The following is a 21,289-nucleotide window of genomic DNA, read 5'->3' on the forward strand; positions in this document are numbered from 1 at the left end:
GCGCGCCGATGCATCTGACGCGCCTCAAGCTCGCCGGCTTCAAGACCTTCGTCGAGCCGACGGAATTCCTGATCGAGCCCGGGCTGACCGGGATCGTCGGGCCCAATGGTTGCGGCAAGTCCAATCTCGTCGAAGCCCTGCGCTGGGTGATGGGCGAAAGCTCGTTCAAGAACATGCGCGGCTCGGGCATGGACGACGTGATCTTCGCCGGCTCCTCGGAGCGGCCGGCGCGGAACATGGCCGAGGTCGCCCTCACCCTCGACAACAGTGACCGCAAGGCCCCGGCTGCCTTCAACGACGCCGAGGTGCTGGAGGTGACGCGCCGGATCGAGCGCGAGGAAGGCTCGACCTATCGCGTCAACGGCAAGGAGGTCCGGGCCCGCGACGTCCAGCTGCTCTTCGCCGACGCCGCCACCGGCGCGCGCTCGCCGGCGCTGGTGCGCCAGGGCCAGATCAGCGAGATCATCGCCGCCAAGCCGCAATCGCGCCGGCGCATCCTGGAGGATGCCGCCGGCATCGCCGGCCTGCACAGCCGTCGGCACGAGGCTGAGCTGCGCCTGCGCGGCGCCGAGGACAATCTCACCCGGCTGGAGGACGTGCTCGCCGCGATCGACGGCCAGGTCGATGCGCTGCAGAGGCAGGCGCGACAGGCCTCGCGCTATCGCAGCCTCGCCGCCGACATCCGCAGGGCCGAGGCCGTGCTGGCGCTGATCGCCCATGGCGAAGCGCGCGAGCAGGATACGCTCGCCGAACGCGCGCTGGAATCCGCCATCCGCGAGGTCGCCATGCGCACCGGCGCCCAGGCCGAAGCCTCGCGCCTTCAGGCGATCGCCGCCCATGCCCTGCCGCAACTGCGCGAGAACGAGGCGGCGGCGGCCGCTGCGCTGGTCCGGCTGAAACGCGGGCTCGACGAGCTCGAGGCCGAGAACCGGCGGGCCAGGCAACGCAGCGAGGAACTCGGCAGGCGCCTTACGGAATTGCAGGCCGATCTCGCCCGCCAGGAGAATCTCGGTCGGGATGCGAGCCAGTCGCTCGCCCGGCTGAGCGAAGAGGACGAGGCGCTGCGGCGCGAGACGGAAGCCGCGGCCACGGCCGGTCCGTCGGCAGCATCCGGTTTGGCTGCGGCCGAGATGCGGCTCAACGCGGCCGAGGCCGAGCATGCGGCGGTCCAGCAGCGCCTGTCGGAACTGACGGCCCGGCGCGGCGCCCTCGAACGGACGATCCGCGAGGCCCGCGAGCGCGAGGCCCGCCATGCCGCCGAACGCGACCGGCTGCTGCGCGACCAGGCGGCGCTCGATCAGGACGGCACCGCCGTAACTCTGGAAGGGCTACGCCGCGAGGTCGCCGCCGCCGAGACCGCGATGCGGGCTGCCGATCGCGCCGCCTCCACCGCCCGGGCCGCTTTGGCAGCCGCGCGCGACGAGGAAACCCGGCTGCGCACGCCGCTGGCCGAGGCCGACCGCGCGGCACAACGGCTCGATACCGAAACCCGGACCCTCCAGAAGCTGCTCGCACCGGCGAGCGGCGGCCGATGGCCGGCAATCCTCGACGTGATCACCGTGGCCAAGGGCTACGAGGCAGCCCTCGCCGCCGCGCTGGGCGACGACCTCGACGCCTCGGCCGACCCTGCCGCACCGGCACATTGGGACGATACCGGCGCCGGCGCTTCCGATCCGCCCTTGCCCGAAGGGACAGAAAGTCTGGGCCGACATGTGCGCGGTCCCGCCGCCCTGCTGCGCCGGCTGCGCCAGATCGGGCTCGTCAGCCGTGGTGACGGCGCCCGGCTGCGTGCGTCGCTGCTGCCCGGCCAGCGCCTGGTGTCGCGCGAAGGCGATGTCTGGCGCTGGGACGGGCTGACCAGCGCGGCCGAAGCCCCCTCCCCGGCGGCGCGCCGGCTCAGCGAGAAGAACCGGCTCGGCGATCTCGAGATCGCGGCGCAGCGCGCCCGTGAAGCGGTCGAGCAGGCCCGCTCCGGACTCGACAGGGCGACGGAACGGGCTCGCACAGCCAGCCAGGCGGAAACGAAGGCGCTCGAATCGGTGCGCGAAGCCAGGCGCCGGCTCGACCAGTCGCGCGAGCGCGCCGCCGCGGCGGAGCGCAAGGCGGGCGAGACGGCTTCGCGTCGCTCGGCCTTGACCGAAGCCATCGACCGGCTCGGCCAGAACATCGGCGATGTCGGCGCCCAGGCTGAAGCCGCCGCAAAGGACCTTGCCGCCCTGGCCCCGGCCGTGGAGCTGGAAAACGCCCTGCTGACAGCCCGGGCCGAGCTCGCCGAGCGCCGCGGCGCGGCCACCGAGGCGCGAGCCCTTGTGCAGACGCAAGGCCGCGAGGCGGAGCTGCGCTCGCGTCGGCGCGAAGCGATCGCGCAGGACATCCGCGCCTGGCGCGAGCGGGCCGGCACCAGCGAGCAGACGGCCGCCGAGACCAGGAGTCGGATCGAGACGACGACGGCCGAACGCCAGACCCTGCTCGATGCGCCCGACACCTTCCTGGTCGAGCGCCGGCGCCTGCTCGCCGGGATCGAATCGGCGGAGCAGGCGCGCAAAGCGGAGGCCGACGCGCTCGCCAGCGGCGAATCGGCACTGGCCGAGGCCGACAAGCAGGCACGCGCGGCGCTGGAAAGCCTCGCCGGCGCGCGCGAGGGCCGGGCCAGCGCCGAGGCCAGACTGGAAGCGGCCAGGCAACGCCTCGCCGGCCTTGTGCGCCAGATCGTCGAGGGCCTCGATACCGACATCGCCGGCCTCCGGGGCCTCGCCGGCCTCGCGCCGGGAGCGGCACTACCCGAGTCCGAGGCCACCGAGCGGCGGCTTTCCGCGCTGAAAGCCGAGCGCGAGCGACTCGGCGCCGTCAATCTGCGGGCCGAGGACGAGCTCTCGGAGGTCCAGGGCAAGCGCTCGGGCCTGGCGAGCGAACGGGACGACCTGACCGAGGCGATCAGGCGCCTGCGCCAGGCGATCGGCGCGCTGAACCGCGAAGGCAGGGAGCGGCTTCTTGCCGCATTCGAGGTGGTCAACGGCCATTTCCAGCAGCTTTTCGGCGTGCTGTTCGGCGGCGGCACGGCCGAGCTTTCCCTGGTCGATTCGGAGGATCCGCTCGAAGCCGGGCTCGAGATCATCGCCCGGCCGCCGGGCAAGAAGCCGCAGGTCATGACCCTGCTCTCCGGCGGCGAGCAGGCGCTGACCGCGACCGCCCTGATCTTTGCGGTATTCCTGACGAATCCCTCGCCGATCTGCGTGCTCGACGAGGTCGATGCGCCGCTCGACGACGCCAATGTCGAGCGCTATTGCGACCTGCTCGACGAGATGGCGCGCAATACTGCGACGCGCTTCATTCTGATCACCCACAACCCGATCACCATGGCGCGGATGGACCGTTTGTTCGGCGTCACAATGGCTGAACGCGGCGTCAGCCAGATGGTCTCGGTCGACCTCGACACCGCCGAGCGCATCCGCGAGGCCGTCTGAATCGGGCAGAATCGGCGCGACAATGCAGCAAAAATGCCGCACCCCGGCAAAATATATAATTACTTCAATTAGTTGAATGCCAAACCCCTGCCTTGACAGCTTTATGGGCGGCCAATAAAGGAGGCCGTGCTGACGACGGCTCGGTGAACGGGCCGGGATGGGTGTGCGAAGGTTTTTGGCGTGACCGTGCCAATCTCACGGTCAAACGAAGAGGCCCGGCATGTCCGAACCGGACAAGACACCTGGTGATCCGGAGTTGCGCACGAGACTGGAATCGCTCTCCGCCGCCTTGCGGCAGACCGAAAAGGCCGAAGAGGCCAAGGTCGAGGCGGAGAACAGGGACAAGGTGCTTGCGGGCGCGATGTCCTCCGGCTTTCGTGCGGCGACGGATCTCATTGGCGGCGTCATCGCAGGTGGCCTGATCGGCTATCTGGGCGACCGGTGGCTGGGAACCTCGCCGTTCCTGCTGATTGCCTTCCTGGTGATCGGCACCATCGCCGGTTTCCGGTCAGTCTATCGACTGGGAGCGCGGCCGACCTCCGGACGGGCGCAGAACGCTCCCAAGGATTGAGTTTTTCGCGGCCCAGCGCCGCATTGAGAGGGTTGAGAGAATGGCGGCCGGCGGCGGTATCGATCCGATCCACCAATTCGAGATCAAGCCGATCGTCGGCCTGAAGCTCTTCGGACTCGATCTTTCCTTCACCAATTCGGCGCTGTTCATGGTGCTGACGGTCGCGGTCATCGCGCTGATCACGCTCTTCGGCTCGCGCCAGCGCGCCACGGTGCCCGGCCGGCTGCAATCGCTCGCCGAGTTGTCCTATGAATTCGTCGCCTCGACGCTCACGGGCGTGATGGGCAAGGAAGGGATGCGCTTCTTCCCCTTCGTCTTCTCGCTCTTCATGTTCGTGCTGACCGCGAACCTGCTCGGCATGATCCCCGGCTCGTTCACCGTCACCAGCCATATCGTCGTCACCGCCGCCTTCGCCTTCCTGGTGATCGGCGTGGTGCTGGTCTATGGCATCGTCAAGCATGGCAGCCACTTCTTTGGCCTGTTCGTGCCGAAGGGCGCGCCGGGCTGGCTGCTGCCCTTCATGGTGCTGATCGAGGCCGTTTCCTTCGTTTCCCGCCCGATCTCGCTGAGCCTGCGCCTGTTCGGCAACATGCTGGCCGGCCACGTCGCGCTCAAGGTGTTCGGCGGCTTCGTAGTGATGCTGACCGGCACGATCGGCGTCGGCATCGTGCTCGCGCCGCTGCCCATGCTGCTGGCGATCGCGCTCACCGCATTCGAGTTCCTCGTCGCGTTCCTGCAGGCCTATGTCTTCACGATCCTGACCTGCGTCTATCTCAACGATGCGCTGCACCCGGGCCACTGAGGCCCGCAGACGTCGCGAGAGTTAAACACCCCTACCGCCCTAAGTTCACTCGGAGAAAGACCATGGATTTCACTGCGGCCAAGTACCTCGCTGCCGGTATCGCCTGTCTCGGCATGGGCCTCGCCGCCATCGGCGTCGGCAACATCTTCGGCCAGTTCCTGTCGGGCGCCCTGCGCAACCCGTCGGCCGCTGACGGCCAGTTCGGCCGCGCCTTCATCGGCGCCGCGCTCGCCGAAGGTCTGGGCATCTTCGCCTTTGTGGTGGCGCTGATCCTGCTCTTCGTGGTCTGAGGACGACGACTTCATCCGCTCCCGCAGGGCTCTCGCGCCCGGCGGGAGCGTGTCTAATCCGATGAGCCTGAAAGGCGTCGTGATGCAAATCGGCATTGCCACGAACCTCGTCCGGACGACAGCCGCGACCGCCCTGGTCGCTGCGGTCTTCATCCTGCCGGAGGTGGCGCTCGCGGCGAGCGATACCGGTGCTGCCAAGGGCGCCTTCCCGCCCTTCGACAGCAAGACCTATCCCGGCCAGCTCTTCTGGCTCGCGGTTTCCTTCGGCGCGCTCTACTGGCTGATGTCCAGGGTGGCGCTGCCGCGCATCGGCGGGATTCTCGCCGACCGTGCCGCGGCATTGTCGCGCGATCTCGACGAGGCCGCCGACGCCCAGGCGAAGGCGGAAGCCAGCGCGAAGGCCTATGAACAGGCTCTGGCGCAGGCCCAATCGCGTGCGCAGGGCATCGCCCAGACCGCCCGGGAGACCAGCGCCAAGCAGTCGGACGAGCGCCGCAAGACGGTCGAAGCCGAGCTCTCGGCCAAGGCCAGCCAGGCGGAAGCTTCGATCGCCGCCGCCAAGGCGAAGGCGATGGAAAGCGTTCGCGATCTCGGTGCCGAGACGGCGGCCGCGATCGTCGAGAAGCTGACCGGCAAGGCACCGAGTGCCGCCGAGGCCGCCAAGGCCATCGACAGCGCTCTGGCGCGCTGAGGAGGAACAGATGGATACTTTCTGGGTAGGCATCGCGTTCTTCGTCTTCGTCGGCATCGTCGTCTATGTCGGCGGCCATAAGAAGATCCTTGCCGGGCTCGATGCGCGCGGTGAACTGGTCGCCAAGGAACTGGCCGAGGCGCGCCGGCTGCGGCACGAGGCGGAGCAGCTGCTCGCCGAGTACGAGGCCAAGCGCAAGGCCGCCGAGGCAGAGGCCGAGACCATCGTCGCCAACGCCAAGGAAGAGGCCGAGCGCCTCGCCCAGGACGCCGAGGCGAAGCTGGCGGAGTTCGTGACCCGGCGGACCAAATCGGCCGAGGACAAGATCGCCCAGGCCGAAAGCCAGGCGACCGCGGAAGTCCGCGCCGCCGCCGCCGAGGCCGCGACCCTGGCTGCCGAAGTCATCCTGCGCGGCCAGGTCGCCGGCAAGGCCGGCGCCGATCTGGTCGCCGCCGGCCTCAAGGACGTCAAGGCCAAGCTCAACTGAGCCGCCACGCGCAAGCGACTGAAACGAATGAAGACGCCGCGGTCCAAACGACCGCGGCGTTTTCGTTTGGGGCAACCGCTTCTACTGATCAGGACCTCGCTCGTCATCCGCCAGCGAGCGCGCGAACCACTGCAAATCTTCAGCGAACGCCCGACCCCGCCTGTTTTGCCGCCGCGCTGGAGACGGAGCTTAGTTCGGACCGAGCCGTCGTTCCGGACAAACCGCAAAGCGGCGCAGCTCTGAAATCCATCCAAGGGCAGCGGAGCCTTACGATGGATTCCGGCATTCCGCTTCGCTCCAGCCGGAATGACGAAGTGCTTGGCCAGGCCCCCTGGGAAGCCTTCGCTTCGCGCCAGCCCCCTTCTCGCTCCTTACTGAACCGCCAAGGCCGTCGGCAGGATCGGCCGCGCCGCCGGGATCGGCATCGCCGCCGGCCGGGCGGCGACCGGTCTTGCCCCGGCAGCCGGCACCGCCGCCGGCTTGGGCTTCGGCCGGCGCGGCTGGATCGTCGAGGTGACGATTCCCTGCGGCGTATCGAGCCCGTAAATATCGTCGCGGAACTGCACAAGCCCCGCAGCGTCCTGCCAGCCGGTCATGTAGACCCAGGCGACCGGAACCGGCTTCTTCAGCACGATGTTCTTACGCTCGCCCTTGGCGATCTCCGCCTCGATCGCAGGCAGGTTCCACTCCGTGCCCTCGAGCAGCCAGCTCGCGAGATCGCGCACGCCCTCGATGCGCGCGCAGCCCGAGGAGTTGAAGCGGACATCGTTGCGGAACAGAGTCTTCTTCGGCGTGTCGTGCATGTAGACCGCCTCGCCATTCGGCATGTCGATCTTCATCTGGCCAAGCGAGTTGGTCGGGCCAGGCTCCTGGCGGACGTAGAAGTAGGGGTTGGTCAGGCTCGCCCAGTTAACGCTCGCCGGATCGATCTCGCGGTTCTCGGCGCCGAGCAACTTCATGTTCGACTTGGCGATGAAGTTCGGATCCTTGCGCATGTGCGGGATGATGTCGGCCTTCACAATCGACATCGGCACCGTCCAGTACGGGTTGAGGTTGACCGAGGTGATGCTGGTCTGGAGGACCGGCGAAGGCCGGTCCGGCCGGCCGACGATGGCGAGATGACGGCGCTGGACGAGACCGTTCTCGACCGCCTCGGCGCTGGCGCCGGGAATGTTCACCACGACATAGCGCTCGGTGAAATTGAAGCCGTTGCCCTTCAACCGCTCCAGCGTCGCGGTAAGCTGGTTGAGGCGAACCTCGACCGGGACGTTGAGCGCCTTCAGGGTCAGGCGTCCGACCGTGCCGAGCTCCGAGAGGCCATGCCGCTTCTGGAAGCGCTTAACCGCCGTGACCACCGCCTCGTCATAGATGTCGCCCGGCAGCGAAGCCGGCGGCAAGTCGCCACTCAGCATCAGGCGCTGCTTGAGCAACGCGACATCCGGCCCTTGCACTCCCGGCTTCAGCGCGGTCGCGCCCACGGGCACCTTGGGCCAGCCGCCGCGATTGGCGATGTCCTCATGCGCCACCAGCGCATCCAGCGTCCGGTCATAAGTCTTCGGGCCATAGCCCGGCTCCTCGGCCCGCGAAGCCGTCAGCATCGCCGCGAAGGCGACGGCGGCGGCGAAAGAATGGCGAAGGCGAACGCACTGCATGAGCCGATTCCAGCGTGCGAGAATACGCACGGAACCAAGCATTCCTCGCACATGGTCAAGGAAGCCTTAAGGCAGGCCCAAGAAGGTTACGAAAGGGCAGCGGCGGGCGCTCTTTGCTCCCGCCGCCAGCGAAATCTATTCCGCCGCTTCCTTCACAGGCGCGGGCTTTTCCCATTTCAGCACCGGCTGGCGCGCGGCTCTGGTCTCGTCGAGACGACGGATCGGGGCGTGATGCGGGGCGGCGGTGAAGCGGCTCTTGTCGTTGCCCTTGGTCGCGATGGCGAGATCGCGCAGGGTCGCGACGAAGAGATCGAGCGCCGCCTTCGACTCCGACTCGGTCGGCTCGATCAGCATGGCGCCGTGGACGACGAGCGGGAAATAGACCGTCATCGGATGGTAGCCCTCGTCGATCATCGCCTTGGCGAAATCGAGCGTCGAGACGCCGGAGCCCTTCAGCCACTCATCGTCGAACAGCACCTCATGCATCGAGGGGTGGTCCGGGAAGGGCAGCGACATCAGGTCGGACAGGCTGGCGCGGATATAGTTGGCGTTCAGCACCGCATCTTCCGAGGCCTGCTTCATGCCGTCGGCGCCATGGCTCAGCATATAGGCGAGCGCCCGGACATACATGCCCATCTGGCCGTGGAAGGCGGTCATCCGTCCGAACGGATCGTTGCCCTCGGGGGCATCGCCCTTGTGCTCGACGAGACGCGACTTGCCGCCCTCGACATGGATGAAGGGCACAGGCGCGAAAGGCGCCAGCCGCTCCGACAGCACGACCGGGCCGGCGCCCGGGCCGCCACCGCCATGCGGGGTCGAGAAGGTCTTGTGCAGGTTGATGTGCATGGCGTCGACGCCGAGATCGCCCGGCCGCGCCTTGCCGACGATCGCGTTGAAATTGGCGCCGTCGCAGTAGAAATAGGCGCCTGCCTCGTGCATCGCCGCGGCGATCTCGACGATCTCAGGCTCGAAGATGCCGCAGGTGTTCGGGTTGGTCAGCATGATCGCCGCGACCTCGGGCCCGAGCAGCGCCTTGACGTCCTCGACCGCGACCGTGCCGTCGGGACGGGCCGGGACCGCCTTGACCGAGAAGCCGATCAGGGCCGCCGTCGCCGGATTGGTGCCATGCGCCGATTCCGGCACGAGCACGACATTGCGGGTCGCGCCCTCGCCCTTGGCGGCGATCGCGGCCTTGATCGCCATCATGCCGCAGGCTTCGCCATGGGCGCCGGCCTTGGGCGAGAGCGCCACCGCCGGCATACCTGTCAGCGTCATCAGATAGCGGGCGAGCTCAAGCATCAGCTCGAGCGCGCCGGGCACGGTCGAAGTCGGCTGCAGCGGATGCACGTCCGAGAAACCTGGCAGACGCGCCACCTTCTCGTTGAGGCGGGCATTGTGCTTCATCGTGCAGGAACCGAGCGGGAAGAGCCCGGTGTCGATGCCGTAATTCTTCTGGCTGAGGCGCACATAATGGCGCATCGCCTCGGGCTCCGAGAGACCGGGCAGGCCGATCTCGCCCTGACGGGTGTGCTTGCCGAGACGGCTCTTGAACGGCGCCGGCTTCTCGATGTCGACGCCGGTCGATTCGCGATGGCCGATCTCGAAGATCAGCGGCTCGATCTGCTGCAGCGCGCGGTTGCCGGTGAAGGTCTCATGGCTGCGGCTCTCGGCCTCGCCGGCGGCAGTCGGGCGTCCCTGACGGTTCAGCATCACAGCACCTCCGCGAGCGCCGCCACGAAGGCCGCCCGGTCCTCATCCGTATTCACTTCCGTATTGGCGACGATCAGGAGATCGTCGAGCCCGGCGCCGGGCAGCAGGCGCGAGACCGGCACGCCGGCGAGCACGCCCTTCGCAGCCATCGCCTCGACCACCTCGGCGGCCGGCTTGGCGAGCTTCACGGTGAACTCGTTGAAGAAGCTCTCGTTCAGCACCTCAGCGCCCTTCACGCCGGAAAGCGCGTCGGCGAGCTTCACAGCATTGGCGTGGTTGACCTCGGCGAGGCGGGAGAGGCCGGCCTGGCCCAGCAGCGTCATGTGGATGGTGAAGGCCAGCACGCAGAGGCCGGAATTGGTGCAGATGTTCGAGGTCGCCTTGTCACGGCGGATATGCTGCTCGCGGGTCGAGAGCGTGAGCACGAAGCCGCGGCGGCCATCGGCGTCGACGGTCTCGCCGCAAAGCCGGCCCGGCATCTGGCGGATGTATTTCGACTTGGCGGCGAAGAGGCCGACATAGGGGCCGCCGAAATTCAGGGCGTTGCCGATCGACTGGCCCTCGCCGACGACGATGTCGGCATCCTGGGCGCCTGGCGGCACCACCGCGCCGAGCGAGACGACCTCGGTGAAGACCGCGATCAGCAGCGCGCCATGGGCATGCGCCTTCTCGGCGATCGGCCTGAGGTCACGCAGATTGCCGAAGACGTCGGGCGACTGCACGACGACGCAGGAGACGCTGTCGTCGATCTGACTGAGAAGGTCCTCGGTGGCGCGGACGTCGGCCTTGAGCGCAACGACCTCGTCATTGGCCATTTCGGAGAGGGTCTCGACGACCTGAGTGTAGTGCGGGTGCAGGCCGCCGGAGAGCACCGCCTTGCGCCGCCTGGTGACGCGATGCGCCATCAGCACGGCCTCGGCCGTGCCGGTCGAGCCGTCATACATCGAGGCGTTGGCGACCTCCATGCCGGTCAGCGCCGCGATCTGGGTCTGGAACTCGAAGAGATATTGCAGCGTGCCCTGGGCGATCTCGGGCTGGTAGGGCGTGTAGCTGGTCAGGAATTCCGAGCGCTGGATCAGATGGTCCACCGTCGCGGGAACATGATGCTTGTAGGCCCCTGCCCCGACGAAGAACGGCACTGCGCCGGCCGCCGTGTTCCTGGCCGACATCTTGCCGAGGATGCGCTCGACCTCGAGCTCGCCCTTGGCGCGCGGCAGGTCGAGCGGGTCCTTGAGCAGCTTGCCGTTCGGCACATCGGAGAAGAGCGCATCGACATCGGGCACGCCGATGCGCGCCAGCATGTCCTCACGGTCGGTATCGGTCAGGGGCAGATAGCGCATGGAGGTTCTTTCAGTTCCAGAGCGCCGTCATTCCGGCCGGAGCGAAGCGGAGTGCCGGAATCCATCGTAGAGTGCGACGCGCTTCGATGGATTCCGGAGCTGCGCCGTTTCGCGGCTTGTCCGGAATGACGAACAACAGAGGGTCAGAGCGTCTTGACGTAGTCCTGGTACTCGGCCTCGCTGAGCAGGCCTTCGAGTTCGGCCGGATCCTTGAGCTTGATCTTGACGAACCAGCCTTTGCCGGCCGGGTCCTCGTTGACGGTGCCGGGAGCGGCCTCGAGCTCGCCGTTGACGGCGACGATCTCACCGGACACCGGGGCATAGACCTCCGACGCCGCCTTGACGCTTTCGACGACCGCCGCCTCGGCGCCCTTCGCCAGCGCCTTGCCGACCGCCGGCAGCTCGACGAAGACGACGTCGCCGAGCTGGCCCTGGGCGAAATCAGAGATGCCGACCGTGCCGGTATCGCCCTCGATGCGGATGTATTCGTGGTCCTTGGTGTAGCGGGTCTCGGCCATGGTTTCCTCCGGCGAAATAGGGTGAAGCTCAGCGCTTGTAGTTGTTGGGAACGAAAGGCATGGCGGCGATCGTCGCCGGCAGCGGCTTGCCGCGCACGATCAGGTCGAGCTTCGTACCGGGAGCCGCATGCTCCCTGGCGACATAGCCCATGGCACAGGGGCCGTTCAGGGTCGGGCCGAAACCGCCCGAGGTGACCTTGCCGACGATGGTGCCGTCGGCGAGCGCGATCTCGGCGCCCTCGCGGGCCGGGGCACGCCCTTCCGGCAGCAGGCCGACACGGACGCGCGCCGTGCCCTCGGCAAATTCGCGCTGGATGCGGGCCGCCCCCGGGAAGCCCCCCTCCTCGCGCCGGCGCTTCTGGATCGACCAGTTCAGCCCGGCCTCGACCGGCGAGGTCGCTGTGTCGATGTCATGGCCATAGAGGCACAAGCCAGCCTCGAGCCGCAGGGAATCGCGGGCCCCGAGACCGACCGGCTTGACCCGGCCATCCAGCAGAAGCGCATCCCAGATCTCGCCGATCCGCTCGGCGGCAGCAGAAATCTCGTAGCCGTCCTCGCCGGTATAGCCGCAGCGGGTGACGTTCGCCTTGACGCCGCCGAGCTTGAGCGTGCGCATCGTCATGAAGCCCATCTCGGCGACTTCAGGGTTGAGCGCCGCCAGCGCCTCCTGCGCCTTCGGCCCCTGCAGCGCGATCAGACCGCGATGCTCGGCCCGGACCAGCTTCACATTGGCCGGCAGGCGGGCTTCGATATGAGGATAATCGGTGAGCTTGCAGGCGGCGTTGACGACGAGAAGCAGCGCGCCGTCTTCGTCGGGATCGGCCGAGCGCGTCACCATCAGATCGTCGATGATGCCGCCATCCTCGTTCAGGAGCTGCGTATAGCGCTGCTTGCCGGGCTGGAGATTGACGATATCGGCGGGGACCAGCGCCTCGAGAGCGCGCGCAGTGGTCTCGTGATCGGGCCCGATCAGGAAGGCCTGGCCCATATGCGAGACGTCGAACAGCCCGGCATTCTCGCGCGTCCAGACATGCTCGGTCAGGATGCCGCTGGGATACTGCACCGGCATGTCGTAGCCCGCGAAAGGCACCATCCGGGCACCGAGCGTGACATGGCGGGCATGGAGCGGCGTCTTGAGCAGCGCCTCGGCGCTTGCGGAGTTTCCGTCGGCCTCTCGGGCTTCGGCAGCCATGGCGTCCCTTCCAGAATCGAGCGCGAGCCCCGAACGGAATCGTCCGGAGCGCGCCCCCTCTGTCTCGGGACCTGAGAGATTTCCCCACCGGCCTCGGGCCGGAAGGTTACCCCCGTCGGTGGGCGAGCCTTTACGGCTCGCCGCTTTCCAGAGCGCCAATTCCCACGCGGTCCGTTTGCCTGAGCGTTTCCGGGGCGGTTGCGCCTTCGGCGCCGGAAACGGACTGCTCCGTTCCCGGTCTCTCCCGCGGGGATGATGCGGCAGGAGCAGCAATAGCTGAGAGCGGTCTTAAGTCAATCGAGCCGGCGCTCCGATGCCGCCCTGTCCACGGCTGGCTTCGGACGCGCTGCGACGACCACCAACGAATCGGGCCGGAAGTGGCTTTCCACCTCCGGCCCGATGCTTGAAAACTAAGAGAATCGCGATTTCGCGCCCAGCCGGACGCGCGGCGATCTAGCGCCGACGGCGACGCGCGGGATCGGCCCCGCCCGTGCCGAGTGAAACGACGATCTCAGTTTCGCCGGAGCCCGCCGGCACGACGATATTGTCCTCGACATGCGTGAAGTCGGCGCCGGTCTGGCTGGACGAGAGCGTCGCACCGACACGCGAGGCACGCCGCGCCAGGACCTGGCCATTGCGGATCACCTGCGTCGTCAAGGTGGCGCTGTGGCTGCCCGAACCGCCGGCCGGCCCGGCCAGCACACGCCCCTCGACCCCGACCTTGAGGGTGAAGCCGCCACCCGGCCCGGTGGCCTTGCATTCGCGAGCGACCGTCTGGATCGAGATCTGATGGCGCAGGCTTCCGCTGTCTGGTCCCGACTGGGCCCGGATCGCCGCCCCGCCTTCGGCGATGATCACGCTCGGGCAGATCAGCTCTTCCTCGGGATCCTTGGGCAACTGGTCGACGGGCGGCGGCGTCGTCGACTGGAAAACGATGATGTTGCCGAATTTCTGCATGGCGCTCGGCCCGCCGGTGGAACTCGACGAGCCGCAACCGGCGAGCGCGCCGGCGAGCACAGGCATAATGAGCCAGGCCTTGCGGCCGGTAAGCATATCAATCACGGCAAGGCCTCCACGCCGGGGCCGAATCCATTCAGCGAAACCGGAATGCCGACCCCTTCCTCCGGCGTCTGGAACACGATGAATGTCGCGCTCTTGCCGCCCTTGAGCTGGCCGAGCAGCGTATCGTCCATCACCACCTCGGCGACGCAGCCGGTAGTCAGGCACCGCACGAAGCCGGCGCGGCCGATATCCTTGTCATCGATCTTGAGGCCGAGGCCGGAGGGCAGCAGCACGCCGAGCGGCGCCACGACGCGCAGCAGACGGCTCTTCTGATCGGCCGTCTTGAGCACGATCGCCAGCAAGGTCAGATTCGGCCTGTCCTCGGCGGCGACGTTCTGAACCAGCGCGCATTGCTCGGTCTTGGCGCCGGGGGGCACCTCGCAACGCATCTGCCAATCGCCATGCGTGGAGCGCACCGCGCCCTGCGCCTGGGCCGGCTGCGCCGCGGCGCAGAGCCAGCCGGCGACCGCCAGGGCTGCTGCGGCGGGGCCAAAAAGATGGCGCATCCCTGTCATTCCTCTCTGTCGGGCGCCGCGCGCGAGCGGCGGCGGGGGCCGGGAGTTCTCTCCAGTCGAGACCTGCGTTGGGACCATGTGGCCCCTTTTCTGTCAAGACGAAGCATGCCCGCGGCCGACCTGCCGCATGGGCAACCATCGGCCAGGTGCGGCTCATGCCGCACCGCCTCGCGTGCTTATGCCGCACGGCCCTTGCGCCAGCCTATCATTGCCCCACTGGCGCAAGCGTGATCTTTGATTTATCGCAATGCCGAAGAACGAAAGTCAGCCTGCGAGGGCTGGCTGGACGCGTGCAAGCCGACCCAGGCGGAACCGGGGGCCGGCGCGGCATCACAGGAGCTATGTCGGACCGATGCGATTTGTGACCTCGACCCTCAGGGACGCCGCCGCGGCTGCCGCCGCGACGTTGATCGCGTTCTTCCCGGCCGCCGCATCGGCCCAGAACGGCATGCCGCAGCCCTGGCAGATGAATCTGCAGCCTGCCGCGACCGAGGTCGCGACCTTCATCCACTGGTTCCACGACTGGATTAACATCCTGATCGTCGCCATTTCGGTCTTCGTCCTGGCGCTCATCATCTATGTCGCCTACCGCTTCAACGAGCGCCGCAACCCGGTGCCGGCGAAGACCACGCACCACGCCCTGCTCGAGGTCGCCTGGACGATCATCCCCGTCCTGATCCTGGTCGTCGTCGCGATTCCCTCCTTCCGCCTGCTCAAGCTGCAGCTCGAAGTGCCGAAGGCCGACATCACCGTGAAGGTGACCGGCAAGCAGTGGTACTGGTCCTATGAGTACCCGCAGGAAGGCGGCGCCTTCGGCTTCGATTCGCTGATGCTCGACGAGAAGCAGCGCGCCGAGGCGATCAGCTCGAAGAAGATCGCCGAGGCCGAGGCTCCGCGCCTGCTCGCCGTCGACAACGAGGCGGTGGTTCCGGTCGGCAAGATCGTGCGCGTGCAGGTCACCGCCGCCGACGTCATCCACAAGTTCACGGTTCCCGCTTTCGGCGTGAAGATCGACGCCATTCCGGGCCGCCTCAACGAAACCTGGTTCCGGGCCGATCGCGAAGGCATCTTCTACGGCCAGTGCTCGTTCATCTGCGGGCAGAACCACGCCTATATGCCGATCGCCTTCCGGGTCGTCAGCGCCGAGCGCTATGCCGCGTGGCTCGCGGAATCGAAGCAGAAATTCGCCAATGCGGCCGATGCCGCCGGCAAGGTCGCTGAAGCGACCCGTTGAACCCGATTGACTTGAACTCACGCGAACCGACTTCGCAGGAGGAGACGAACCTCATGGCCACCTCGGCTCCCCACGCCCAGGGTTACGGGCACGACGACGCCCACGCACACGCCCATCCGACCGGATGGCGGCGCTGGCTGCTCTCGACCAACCACAAGGACATCGGCACGCTCTACCTGATCTTCTCGGTGATCGCGGGCCTGATCGGCGGCTTCCTGTCGATCATGATGCGCATCGAGTTGCAGGAGCCGGGGCTGCAGATCTTCGCCAACGGCCAGAGCTACAACGTCTTCGTCACGGGCCACGGCCTGATCATGATCTTCTTCATGGTCATGCCCGCGGTCATCGGCGGCTTCGGCAACTGGTTCGTGCCGCTGATGATCGGCGCGCCGGACATGGCCTTCCCGCGGATGAACAACATCTCGTTCTGGCTCACCGTCTCCGGCCTGGTGCTGCTGCTGATCTCGCTGTTCACCGAAGGCGCCCCCGGTGCCCACGGCCCCGGCACGGGCTGGACGGTCTATCCGCCCTTCTCCTCGGCCGGCCATCCGGGCCCCGCCGTCGACTTCGCGATCCTGGCGCTCCACCTCGCCGGCGCGGCCTCGATCCTCGGCGCGATCAACTTCATCACCACGATCCTGAACATGCGCGCGCCCGGCATGACCATGCACAAGATGCCGCTGTTCGCCTGGGGCGTGCTGGTCACCGCCTTCCTGCTGCTGCTGTCGCTCCCGGTCCTCGCCGGCGCGATCACCATGCTGCTGACCGACCGCAATTTCGGCACGACGTTCTATGACCCGGCCGGCGGCGGCGACCCGGTGCTCTACCAGCACCTGTTCTGGTTCTTCGGCCATCCCGAAGTCTACATCATGATCCTGCCGGCCTTCGGCATCATCAGCCACATCATCTCCACCTTCTCGAAGAAGCCGATCTTCGGCTATCTCGGCATGGCCTACGCCATGGTCGCGATCGGCGTCGTCGGCTTCATCGTCTGGGCCCACCACATGTACACGGTCGGCCTGTCGCTCAACACGCAGCGCTACTTCGTCTTCGCGACGATGGTCATCGCGGTGCCGACGGGCGTGAAGATCTTCTCCTGGATCGCGACGATGTGGGGCGGATCGATCCGCTTCACCGCCCCGATGATCTGGGCGATCGGCTTCATCTTCCTGTTCACGGTCGGCGGCGTCACCGGCGTCGTGCTGGCCAATGCCGGCCTCGATCGCTCGCTGCACGCCACCTACTACGTCGTCGCGCACTTCCACTACGTGCTGTCCCTCGGCGCCGTGTTCGGCATCTTCGCGGGCTTCTACTACTGGTTCCCGAAGATGAGCGGCTATGTGATCCCCGACTGGATCGGCCGGCTGCACTTCTGGATCGCCTTCATCGGTGCGAACCTGCTGTTCTTCCCGCAGCACTTCCTCGGGATCGCCGGCATGCCGCGCCATTATGTCGACTATCCCGACGCCTTCGCCGGCTGGCATTTCTGGTCGTCGATCGGCTCCTACATCTTCGCCGCCGGCCTGCTGGTCTGGATCTACGGTGTGATCGTCGCCTTCACCAGGAAGGAACTGGCCGGCGACAATCCGTGGGGCGAAGGTGCAACGACGCTGGAGTGGACCCTGTCCTCGCCGCCTCCGTTCCACCAGTTCGAGACCCTGCCGCGCATCGCCGGCTCCGACCACTGAGAATGAAGCGGCGGCGGGGCCAGCCCCGCCGCCGCCCATCTCCCGAGAGCCTGGAAGCGGGCTTTCCGGAGGCGGGCGGCGCCCAGCCACCGGAGTTCCTTGCAAATCACGGCCCGCTTCGGGCCCTTTGAGACGAGACGAAGACCAAGTACCGATGTCTGCTGCGTTCGATCAGATCGCCCCGCACCGTGACGGCGCCGTTCCGACCTCCACCGGGGAGGCCGGCGACTATTTCGCGCTGCTGAAGCCGCGCGTGATGTTCCTCGTCATCGTGACCGCGCTCGGCGGCATGGTGGCCGCTCCCGGCGCGATCAACCCGGTCATCGGCTTTGCCGCCCTGCTCGCGATCTCGGTCGGGGCCGGCGCTTCCGGCGCACTCAACATGTGGTGGGACGCCGATATCGACGCGGTGATGACGCGCACCGCGCAGCGACCGATTCCGGCCGGGCGGATCCAGGCCAAGGAAGCGCTCGCCTTCGGCCTCGTGCTGTCGATCGGCTCGGTGCTGGTGCTCGGCCTCGTCGCCAACCTGCTCTCGGCGGCGATGCTCGCCTTCACGATCTTCTTCTACGCCGTCGTCTATTCGATGTGGCTGAAGCGGGCGACGCCGCAGAACATCGTTATCGGCGGTGCTGCCGGCGCCTTCCCGCCGATGATCGGCGAAGCCGTGGTGACCGGCGATTTCGGCCTGACCTCGATCGTGCTCTTCGCGATCATCTTCCTGTGGACGCCGCCGCATTTCTGGGCCCTGGCGCTGGTCAAGTCCGGCGATTATGCCCGCGCCGGCATCCCGATGCTGCCCAATGTCGCCGGCCCGGCCGCGACGCGGCGCCAGATCGTCGCCTACACCTTCGTGCTGGCCCCGGTCGCCGTGCTGCCGGCGCTGATGGGCTTTGGTGGTGCGATCTATCTCCTGGTCTCGGTCGTGACTGGACTGATGATGATCGCGCTGTCGCTGCGCGTGCTGAAGGTCACCGAGGGCGAGGCGGCCTATAAGGCGGCCTACCAGCTCTTCGGCTTCTCGATCCTCTATCTCTTCCTGCTCTTCGCCGTCATTCTCGCCGAGAACGGACTCGGCCTGATGTGGGCCCTGCCCAAGGTGCTGGGATGAGCGAGAACCCGCAGCGCCAGGACGCACCGCCCCAGCCCGCACCGCCGGCTGCCTTCTCGCCGGAGGACATGGCCCGGCGCAGGCGCCGCTCGATCGCGCTCGCCCTGGTCCTGGCGGGTCTGGTCCTGTTCTTCTTCGTGGTGACGCTGGCCAAGACCGGGCCGGCGATCCTCAACCGTCCACTGTGACGCGATGACCGCCGCATCCACCAAGAATCGCCGCATCGTGCTGATCTGCAGCACCGTCGCGCTCGGCATGACCGGGCTGTCCTTCGCCGCCGTGCCGCTCTACGACATGTTCTGCCGAGCGACGGGCTTCGGCGGCACGCCCCTGGTCGGCACGACCGGCGCCAGCCGCGTCATCGACCGCACGATCGCGGTGCGCTTCGACGCCAATGTCTCGCCGGCTCTGGGCTGGCGCTTCGAGGCCGAGCGGACCGAGATCACTGCCCGCATCGGCGAGACGCAGACGGTGTTCTACAAGATCACCAACACCTCCTCGCGGCCCGTCACCGGGATCGCGACCTATAATGTCCAGCCTTCCCAGGCTGCGGCGCATTTCGTCAAGATCCAGTGCTTCTGCTTCACGGAGAACACGCTGCAGCCCGGCGAGAGCATCGAGGCGCCGGTCGTGTTCTACATCGACCCTGAAATCGAGGGGAACCGCGAGCTCGCGAGCCTGAAATCAATCACCCTGTCGTACACCTACTTCCCGTCGAAATCCGGACAACCGGTCGCGGAAAGCAAGGGTGACGCAGCCAAATCAAGCCTATAAGCAGCAAGCCAGCGCGCTGCACTTCTATCGGACGCGGAGACGACCACGATGGCCGAGGCCCATACCAAGAACCACGACTACCACCTCGTCGATCCGAGCCCGTGGCCGCTGGTCGGCGCCACCTCCGCCACGATCATGGCGATCGGCGCCGTGATGTGGATGAAGCACATGCCGGTCGCCGGCATGCAGCTCGGCCCGCTGGTCTTCGGCGCCGGTGTTCTGGGCGTGCTCTACACCATGCTCGCCTGGTGGATGGATGTGGTCCGCGAGGCCGAGCATGAGGGCCACCATACCCGCGTCGTCCAGATCCATCACCGCTACGGCATGCTGATGTTCATCGCCTCCGAGGTGATGTTCTTCGTCGCCTGGTTCTGGGCCTTCTTCGACGCCAGCCTGTTCACCGGCGAGACCATCCAATACGCCCGCGCCGAGTTCACCGGCGGCCACTGGCCGCCGAAGGGCATCGAGACCTTCGATCCCTGGCATCTGCCGCTGCTCAACACGCTGATCCTCTTGACCTCGGGCACCACCGTGACCTGGGCGCATTATGCGTTGATCAAGAATGACCGCGCCGGGCTGAAGCAGGCGCTGTGGCTGACCCTGATCCTCGGCGGCATGTTCACGATCGTCCAGGCCTATGAGTACTCGCACGCCACCTTCGCGTTCAGCGGCCACATCTATGGCGCGACCTTCTACATGGCGACCGGCTTCCACGGCTTCCATGTGCTGATCGGCACGATCTTCCTGGCGATCTGCCTCTACCGGGTCTATCTCGGCCACTTCAAGCCGAACCAGCATCTCGGCTTCGAGTTCGCCGCCTGGTACTGGCACTTCGTCGACGTGGTCTGGCTGTTCCTGTTCGCCGCGATCTATGTCTGGGGCGCCGGCGCACCGGCCGCCCACTGAAGCGGGACCGATCGCGGTCGCAGAATCGAGGGGCGGCCGCCAGGCCGCCCCTTTGCATTTGAGGAGAAGCGCATGACAACGCCGCCAGCCAGCCTGCCCTCGCCCTATTCGACCGGCCTCGGCGGCCGTTGCCCGCGCTGCGGCGAAGGCAAGCTCTTCGACGGCTATCTGAAGCTGCGCCCGCGCTGCGCCGCCTGCGGCCTCGATTACGCCTTCGCCGATTCAGCCGACGGGCCGGCCGTATTCATCATGCTGGTCGCCGGCTTCTTCGTGCTCGGCCTCGCGCTCTATGTCGAGATCGCCTACGAGCCGCCGATCTGGCTGCATCTCACGCTCTGGCTGCCACTGGCGCTCATCACCTGTCTCGGCCTGCTGCGGCCGATGAAGGGGCTGGCGGTCGCACTGCAATATGTGAACCGGGCACAGGAAGGCAGGATAAGGAAGTGAACGCCACGCCCCCTTCCACTCCAGCCCGCCCGAAACTCCTCCTGCCGGCCTTGCTGACCGTCATCGGTGTCGGGGTGCTCTGCACGCTCGGCACCTGGCAGCTCCAGCGCATGACCGAGAAGCACGGCTTCATCGAACGGCTCGAGACCCAGGCGAAGGGCCCTGCCTCCGCCCTGCCGCCCTCAAGCAAGTGGGCGAGCCTCGACCCGGCGCAGCTCGACCTGCAACGCGTCGAGGCCAGGGGTACCTATCTGGAAGACGGCATCGCCGGCGTGCGCACCACCATCGCAGCCGGCCCGCCGGGCACGCGCCAGCTCTCCGGTTTCGGCCGCTGGGTGTTCCAGGGTTTTCGCCTCGAGGACGGAGCGACCATCCTGGTCAATCGCGGTTTCGTGCCCGAGGCGCTCTACGGCGCCATGAAGCCGGCCAGCGGCCCTGCGACCGTCTCCGGCTTCCTGCGCGCACCGGAGGCCCGCAACAGCTTCACACCCGCGGATCTGCCCGGCAAGCGCGAGTTCTACACCCGCGATCCCGAGGCGATCGCCGCCTCGCTCGGCCTACCGGGCGCACCGTTCTATCTCGAGGCGGAACGCAGCGGAGACGGCATGACCCCGCCCGCCGGCGTCGACGTCAGGGAGCTGATTGCCCGCATACCCGACAACCACCTGCAATATGCGCTCACCTGGTTCGGGCTGGCGCTGACCCTGATCGGCGTGTTCGGCGCCTATGCCCTCCAGGCGAGGCGGATGCGCACCGACGCGTGAACCCAGCCGGACCTGTCCTTTGGTTTTGCCCTCCCCCGCCAACGGGCCTATAGGATCAGGACAAACTCGAA

General features: G+C 67.3%; 21 protein-coding genes and 2 riboswitches. Of the genes, 14 read left to right on the top strand and 7 right to left on the bottom strand.

Features of this window, described 5'->3' with window-relative positions; all coding sequences use genetic code 11:
• Positions 1 to 8 precede the first annotated feature (8 nt).
• The 6 genes from ACWGRX_RS04895 to ACWGRX_RS04920 all read left to right on the top strand — a co-directional run bounded on the left by ACWGRX_RS04895 (position 9) and on the right by ACWGRX_RS04920 (position 6,305).
• Entirely contained in the window at positions 9 to 3,464 is a 3,456-nt protein-coding gene (locus ACWGRX_RS04895) for a chromosome segregation SMC family protein (protein ID WP_452116631.1), read from the top strand.
• Positions 3,465 to 3,684: 220 nt separating this feature from the next.
• Positions 3,685 to 4,035, top strand: a complete 351-nt coding sequence (locus ACWGRX_RS04900) for an AtpZ/AtpI family protein (RefSeq protein ID WP_291638322.1) — start codon at positions 3,685 to 3,687, stop codon at positions 4,033 to 4,035.
• A gap of 40 nt (positions 4,036 to 4,075) precedes the next feature.
• Entirely contained in the window at positions 4,076 to 4,837 is a 762-nt protein-coding gene (locus ACWGRX_RS04905) for a F0F1 ATP synthase subunit A (RefSeq protein ID WP_291644977.1), read from the top strand.
• A gap of 62 nt (positions 4,838 to 4,899) precedes the next feature.
• Positions 4,900 to 5,127, top strand: coding sequence for a F0F1 ATP synthase subunit C (locus ACWGRX_RS04910; RefSeq protein WP_066468155.1), 228 nt, complete (start codon positions 4,900 to 4,902; stop codon positions 5,125 to 5,127).
• Positions 5,128 to 5,188: 61 nt separating this feature from the next.
• Positions 5,189 to 5,818, top strand: coding sequence for a F0F1 ATP synthase subunit B family protein (locus ACWGRX_RS04915; RefSeq protein ID WP_452116632.1), 630 nt, complete (start codon positions 5,189 to 5,191; stop codon positions 5,816 to 5,818).
• 10 nt (positions 5,819 to 5,828) lie between these two features.
• Entirely contained in the window at positions 5,829 to 6,305 is a 477-nt protein-coding gene (locus tag ACWGRX_RS04920; protein WP_291638325.1) for a F0F1 ATP synthase subunit B family protein, read from the top strand.
• A gap of 371 nt (positions 6,306 to 6,676) precedes the next feature.
• On the opposite strand, the gene ACWGRX_RS04925 is transcribed toward ACWGRX_RS04920, so the two are convergent.
• From ACWGRX_RS04925 to ACWGRX_RS04955, 7 genes are all read right to left on the bottom strand, one after another.
• Complete coding sequence (locus tag ACWGRX_RS04925; RefSeq protein ID WP_452116633.1) at positions 6,677 to 7,957, bottom strand: L,D-transpeptidase family protein; 1,281 nt, start codon at positions 7,955 to 7,957, stop codon at positions 6,677 to 6,679.
• Between the two features lie 135 nt (positions 7,958 to 8,092).
• A complete protein-coding gene (gcvPB, locus tag ACWGRX_RS04930) occupies positions 8,093 to 9,667 on the bottom strand; it encodes an aminomethyl-transferring glycine dehydrogenase subunit GcvPB (RefSeq protein WP_452116634.1) in 1,575 nt (524 codons plus the stop codon).
• The gene (gene gcvPA / locus ACWGRX_RS04935; protein WP_452116635.1) at positions 9,667 to 11,007 is read right to left on the bottom strand and encodes an aminomethyl-transferring glycine dehydrogenase subunit GcvPA; all 1,341 of its coding nucleotides are present in this window, start codon (positions 11,005 to 11,007) and stop codon (positions 9,667 to 9,669) included. Before gcvPA ends, gcvPB begins: the two co-directional genes overlap by 1 nt.
• A gap of 143 nt (positions 11,008 to 11,150) precedes the next feature.
• Positions 11,151 to 11,525, bottom strand: coding sequence for a glycine cleavage system protein GcvH (gcvH, locus tag ACWGRX_RS04940; protein ID WP_452116636.1), 375 nt, complete (start codon positions 11,523 to 11,525; stop codon positions 11,151 to 11,153).
• A gap of 28 nt (positions 11,526 to 11,553) precedes the next feature.
• A complete protein-coding gene (gcvT, locus tag ACWGRX_RS04945) occupies positions 11,554 to 12,717 on the bottom strand; it encodes a glycine cleavage system aminomethyltransferase GcvT (protein WP_291638332.1) in 1,164 nt (387 codons plus the stop codon).
• A gap of 57 nt (positions 12,718 to 12,774) precedes the next feature.
• Positions 12,775 to 12,870: riboswitch (glycine riboswitch) on the bottom strand.
• A 4-nt stretch (positions 12,871 to 12,874) separates the two neighbouring features.
• A riboswitch (glycine riboswitch) is annotated at positions 12,875 to 12,974 on the bottom strand.
• 196 nt (positions 12,975 to 13,170) lie between these two features.
• The gene (locus ACWGRX_RS04950) at positions 13,171 to 13,779 is read right to left on the bottom strand and encodes a hypothetical protein (protein ID WP_291638333.1); all 609 of its coding nucleotides are present in this window, start codon (positions 13,777 to 13,779) and stop codon (positions 13,171 to 13,173) included.
• Complete coding sequence (locus ACWGRX_RS04955) at positions 13,776 to 14,285, bottom strand: invasion associated locus B family protein (protein ID WP_365877702.1); 510 nt, start codon at positions 14,283 to 14,285, stop codon at positions 13,776 to 13,778. The genes ACWGRX_RS04950 and ACWGRX_RS04955 overlap by 4 nt, the downstream gene beginning before the upstream one ends.
• Positions 14,286 to 14,646: 361 nt before the next feature.
• Here ACWGRX_RS04955 and coxB point away from each other — a divergent pair, with 361 nt between their 5' ends.
• The 8 genes from coxB to ACWGRX_RS04995 all read left to right on the top strand — a co-directional run bounded on the left by coxB (position 14,647) and on the right by ACWGRX_RS04995 (position 21,218).
• Positions 14,647 to 15,528 carry a cytochrome c oxidase subunit II gene (gene coxB, locus ACWGRX_RS04960; protein WP_452116637.1) on the top strand — a complete coding sequence of 294 codons (882 nt, stop codon included), beginning with the start codon at positions 14,647 to 14,649 and terminating at the stop codon, positions 15,526 to 15,528.
• A 53-nt stretch (positions 15,529 to 15,581) separates the two neighbouring features.
• Positions 15,582 to 17,216, top strand: a complete 1,635-nt coding sequence (ctaD, locus tag ACWGRX_RS04965) for a cytochrome c oxidase subunit I (protein ID WP_452116638.1) — start codon at positions 15,582 to 15,584, stop codon at positions 17,214 to 17,216.
• Positions 17,217 to 17,370: 154 nt separating this feature from the next.
• Positions 17,371 to 18,327, top strand: a complete 957-nt coding sequence (locus ACWGRX_RS04970) for a heme o synthase (protein WP_452116639.1) — start codon at positions 17,371 to 17,373, stop codon at positions 18,325 to 18,327.
• Positions 18,324 to 18,515, top strand: a complete 192-nt coding sequence (locus tag ACWGRX_RS04975) for a hypothetical protein (RefSeq protein WP_291638337.1) — start codon at positions 18,324 to 18,326, stop codon at positions 18,513 to 18,515. The genes ACWGRX_RS04970 and ACWGRX_RS04975 overlap by 4 nt, the downstream gene beginning before the upstream one ends.
• Positions 18,516 to 18,519: 4 nt before the next feature.
• On the top strand, positions 18,520 to 19,101 hold the full coding sequence (locus ACWGRX_RS04980) for a cytochrome c oxidase assembly protein (protein WP_452116640.1): 582 nt from the start codon (positions 18,520 to 18,522) through the stop codon (positions 19,099 to 19,101).
• Positions 19,102 to 19,149: 48 nt separating this feature from the next.
• On the top strand, positions 19,150 to 20,007 hold the full coding sequence (locus tag ACWGRX_RS04985; protein ID WP_291638339.1) for a cytochrome c oxidase subunit 3: 858 nt from the start codon (positions 19,150 to 19,152) through the stop codon (positions 20,005 to 20,007).
• 72 nt (positions 20,008 to 20,079) lie between these two features.
• Positions 20,080 to 20,454 carry a DUF983 domain-containing protein gene (locus ACWGRX_RS04990; RefSeq protein ID WP_291638340.1) on the top strand — a complete coding sequence of 125 codons (375 nt, stop codon included), beginning with the start codon at positions 20,080 to 20,082 and terminating at the stop codon, positions 20,452 to 20,454.
• Positions 20,451 to 21,218 (top strand): SURF1 family protein, encoded by a 768-nt coding sequence (locus tag ACWGRX_RS04995; protein WP_452116641.1) that lies wholly within the window; start codon positions 20,451 to 20,453, stop codon positions 21,216 to 21,218. Before ACWGRX_RS04990 ends, ACWGRX_RS04995 begins: the two co-directional genes overlap by 4 nt.
• Positions 21,219 to 21,289 lie beyond the last annotated feature (71 nt).

Source organism: Allobosea sp. NPDC055594, from assembly GCF_053618995.1.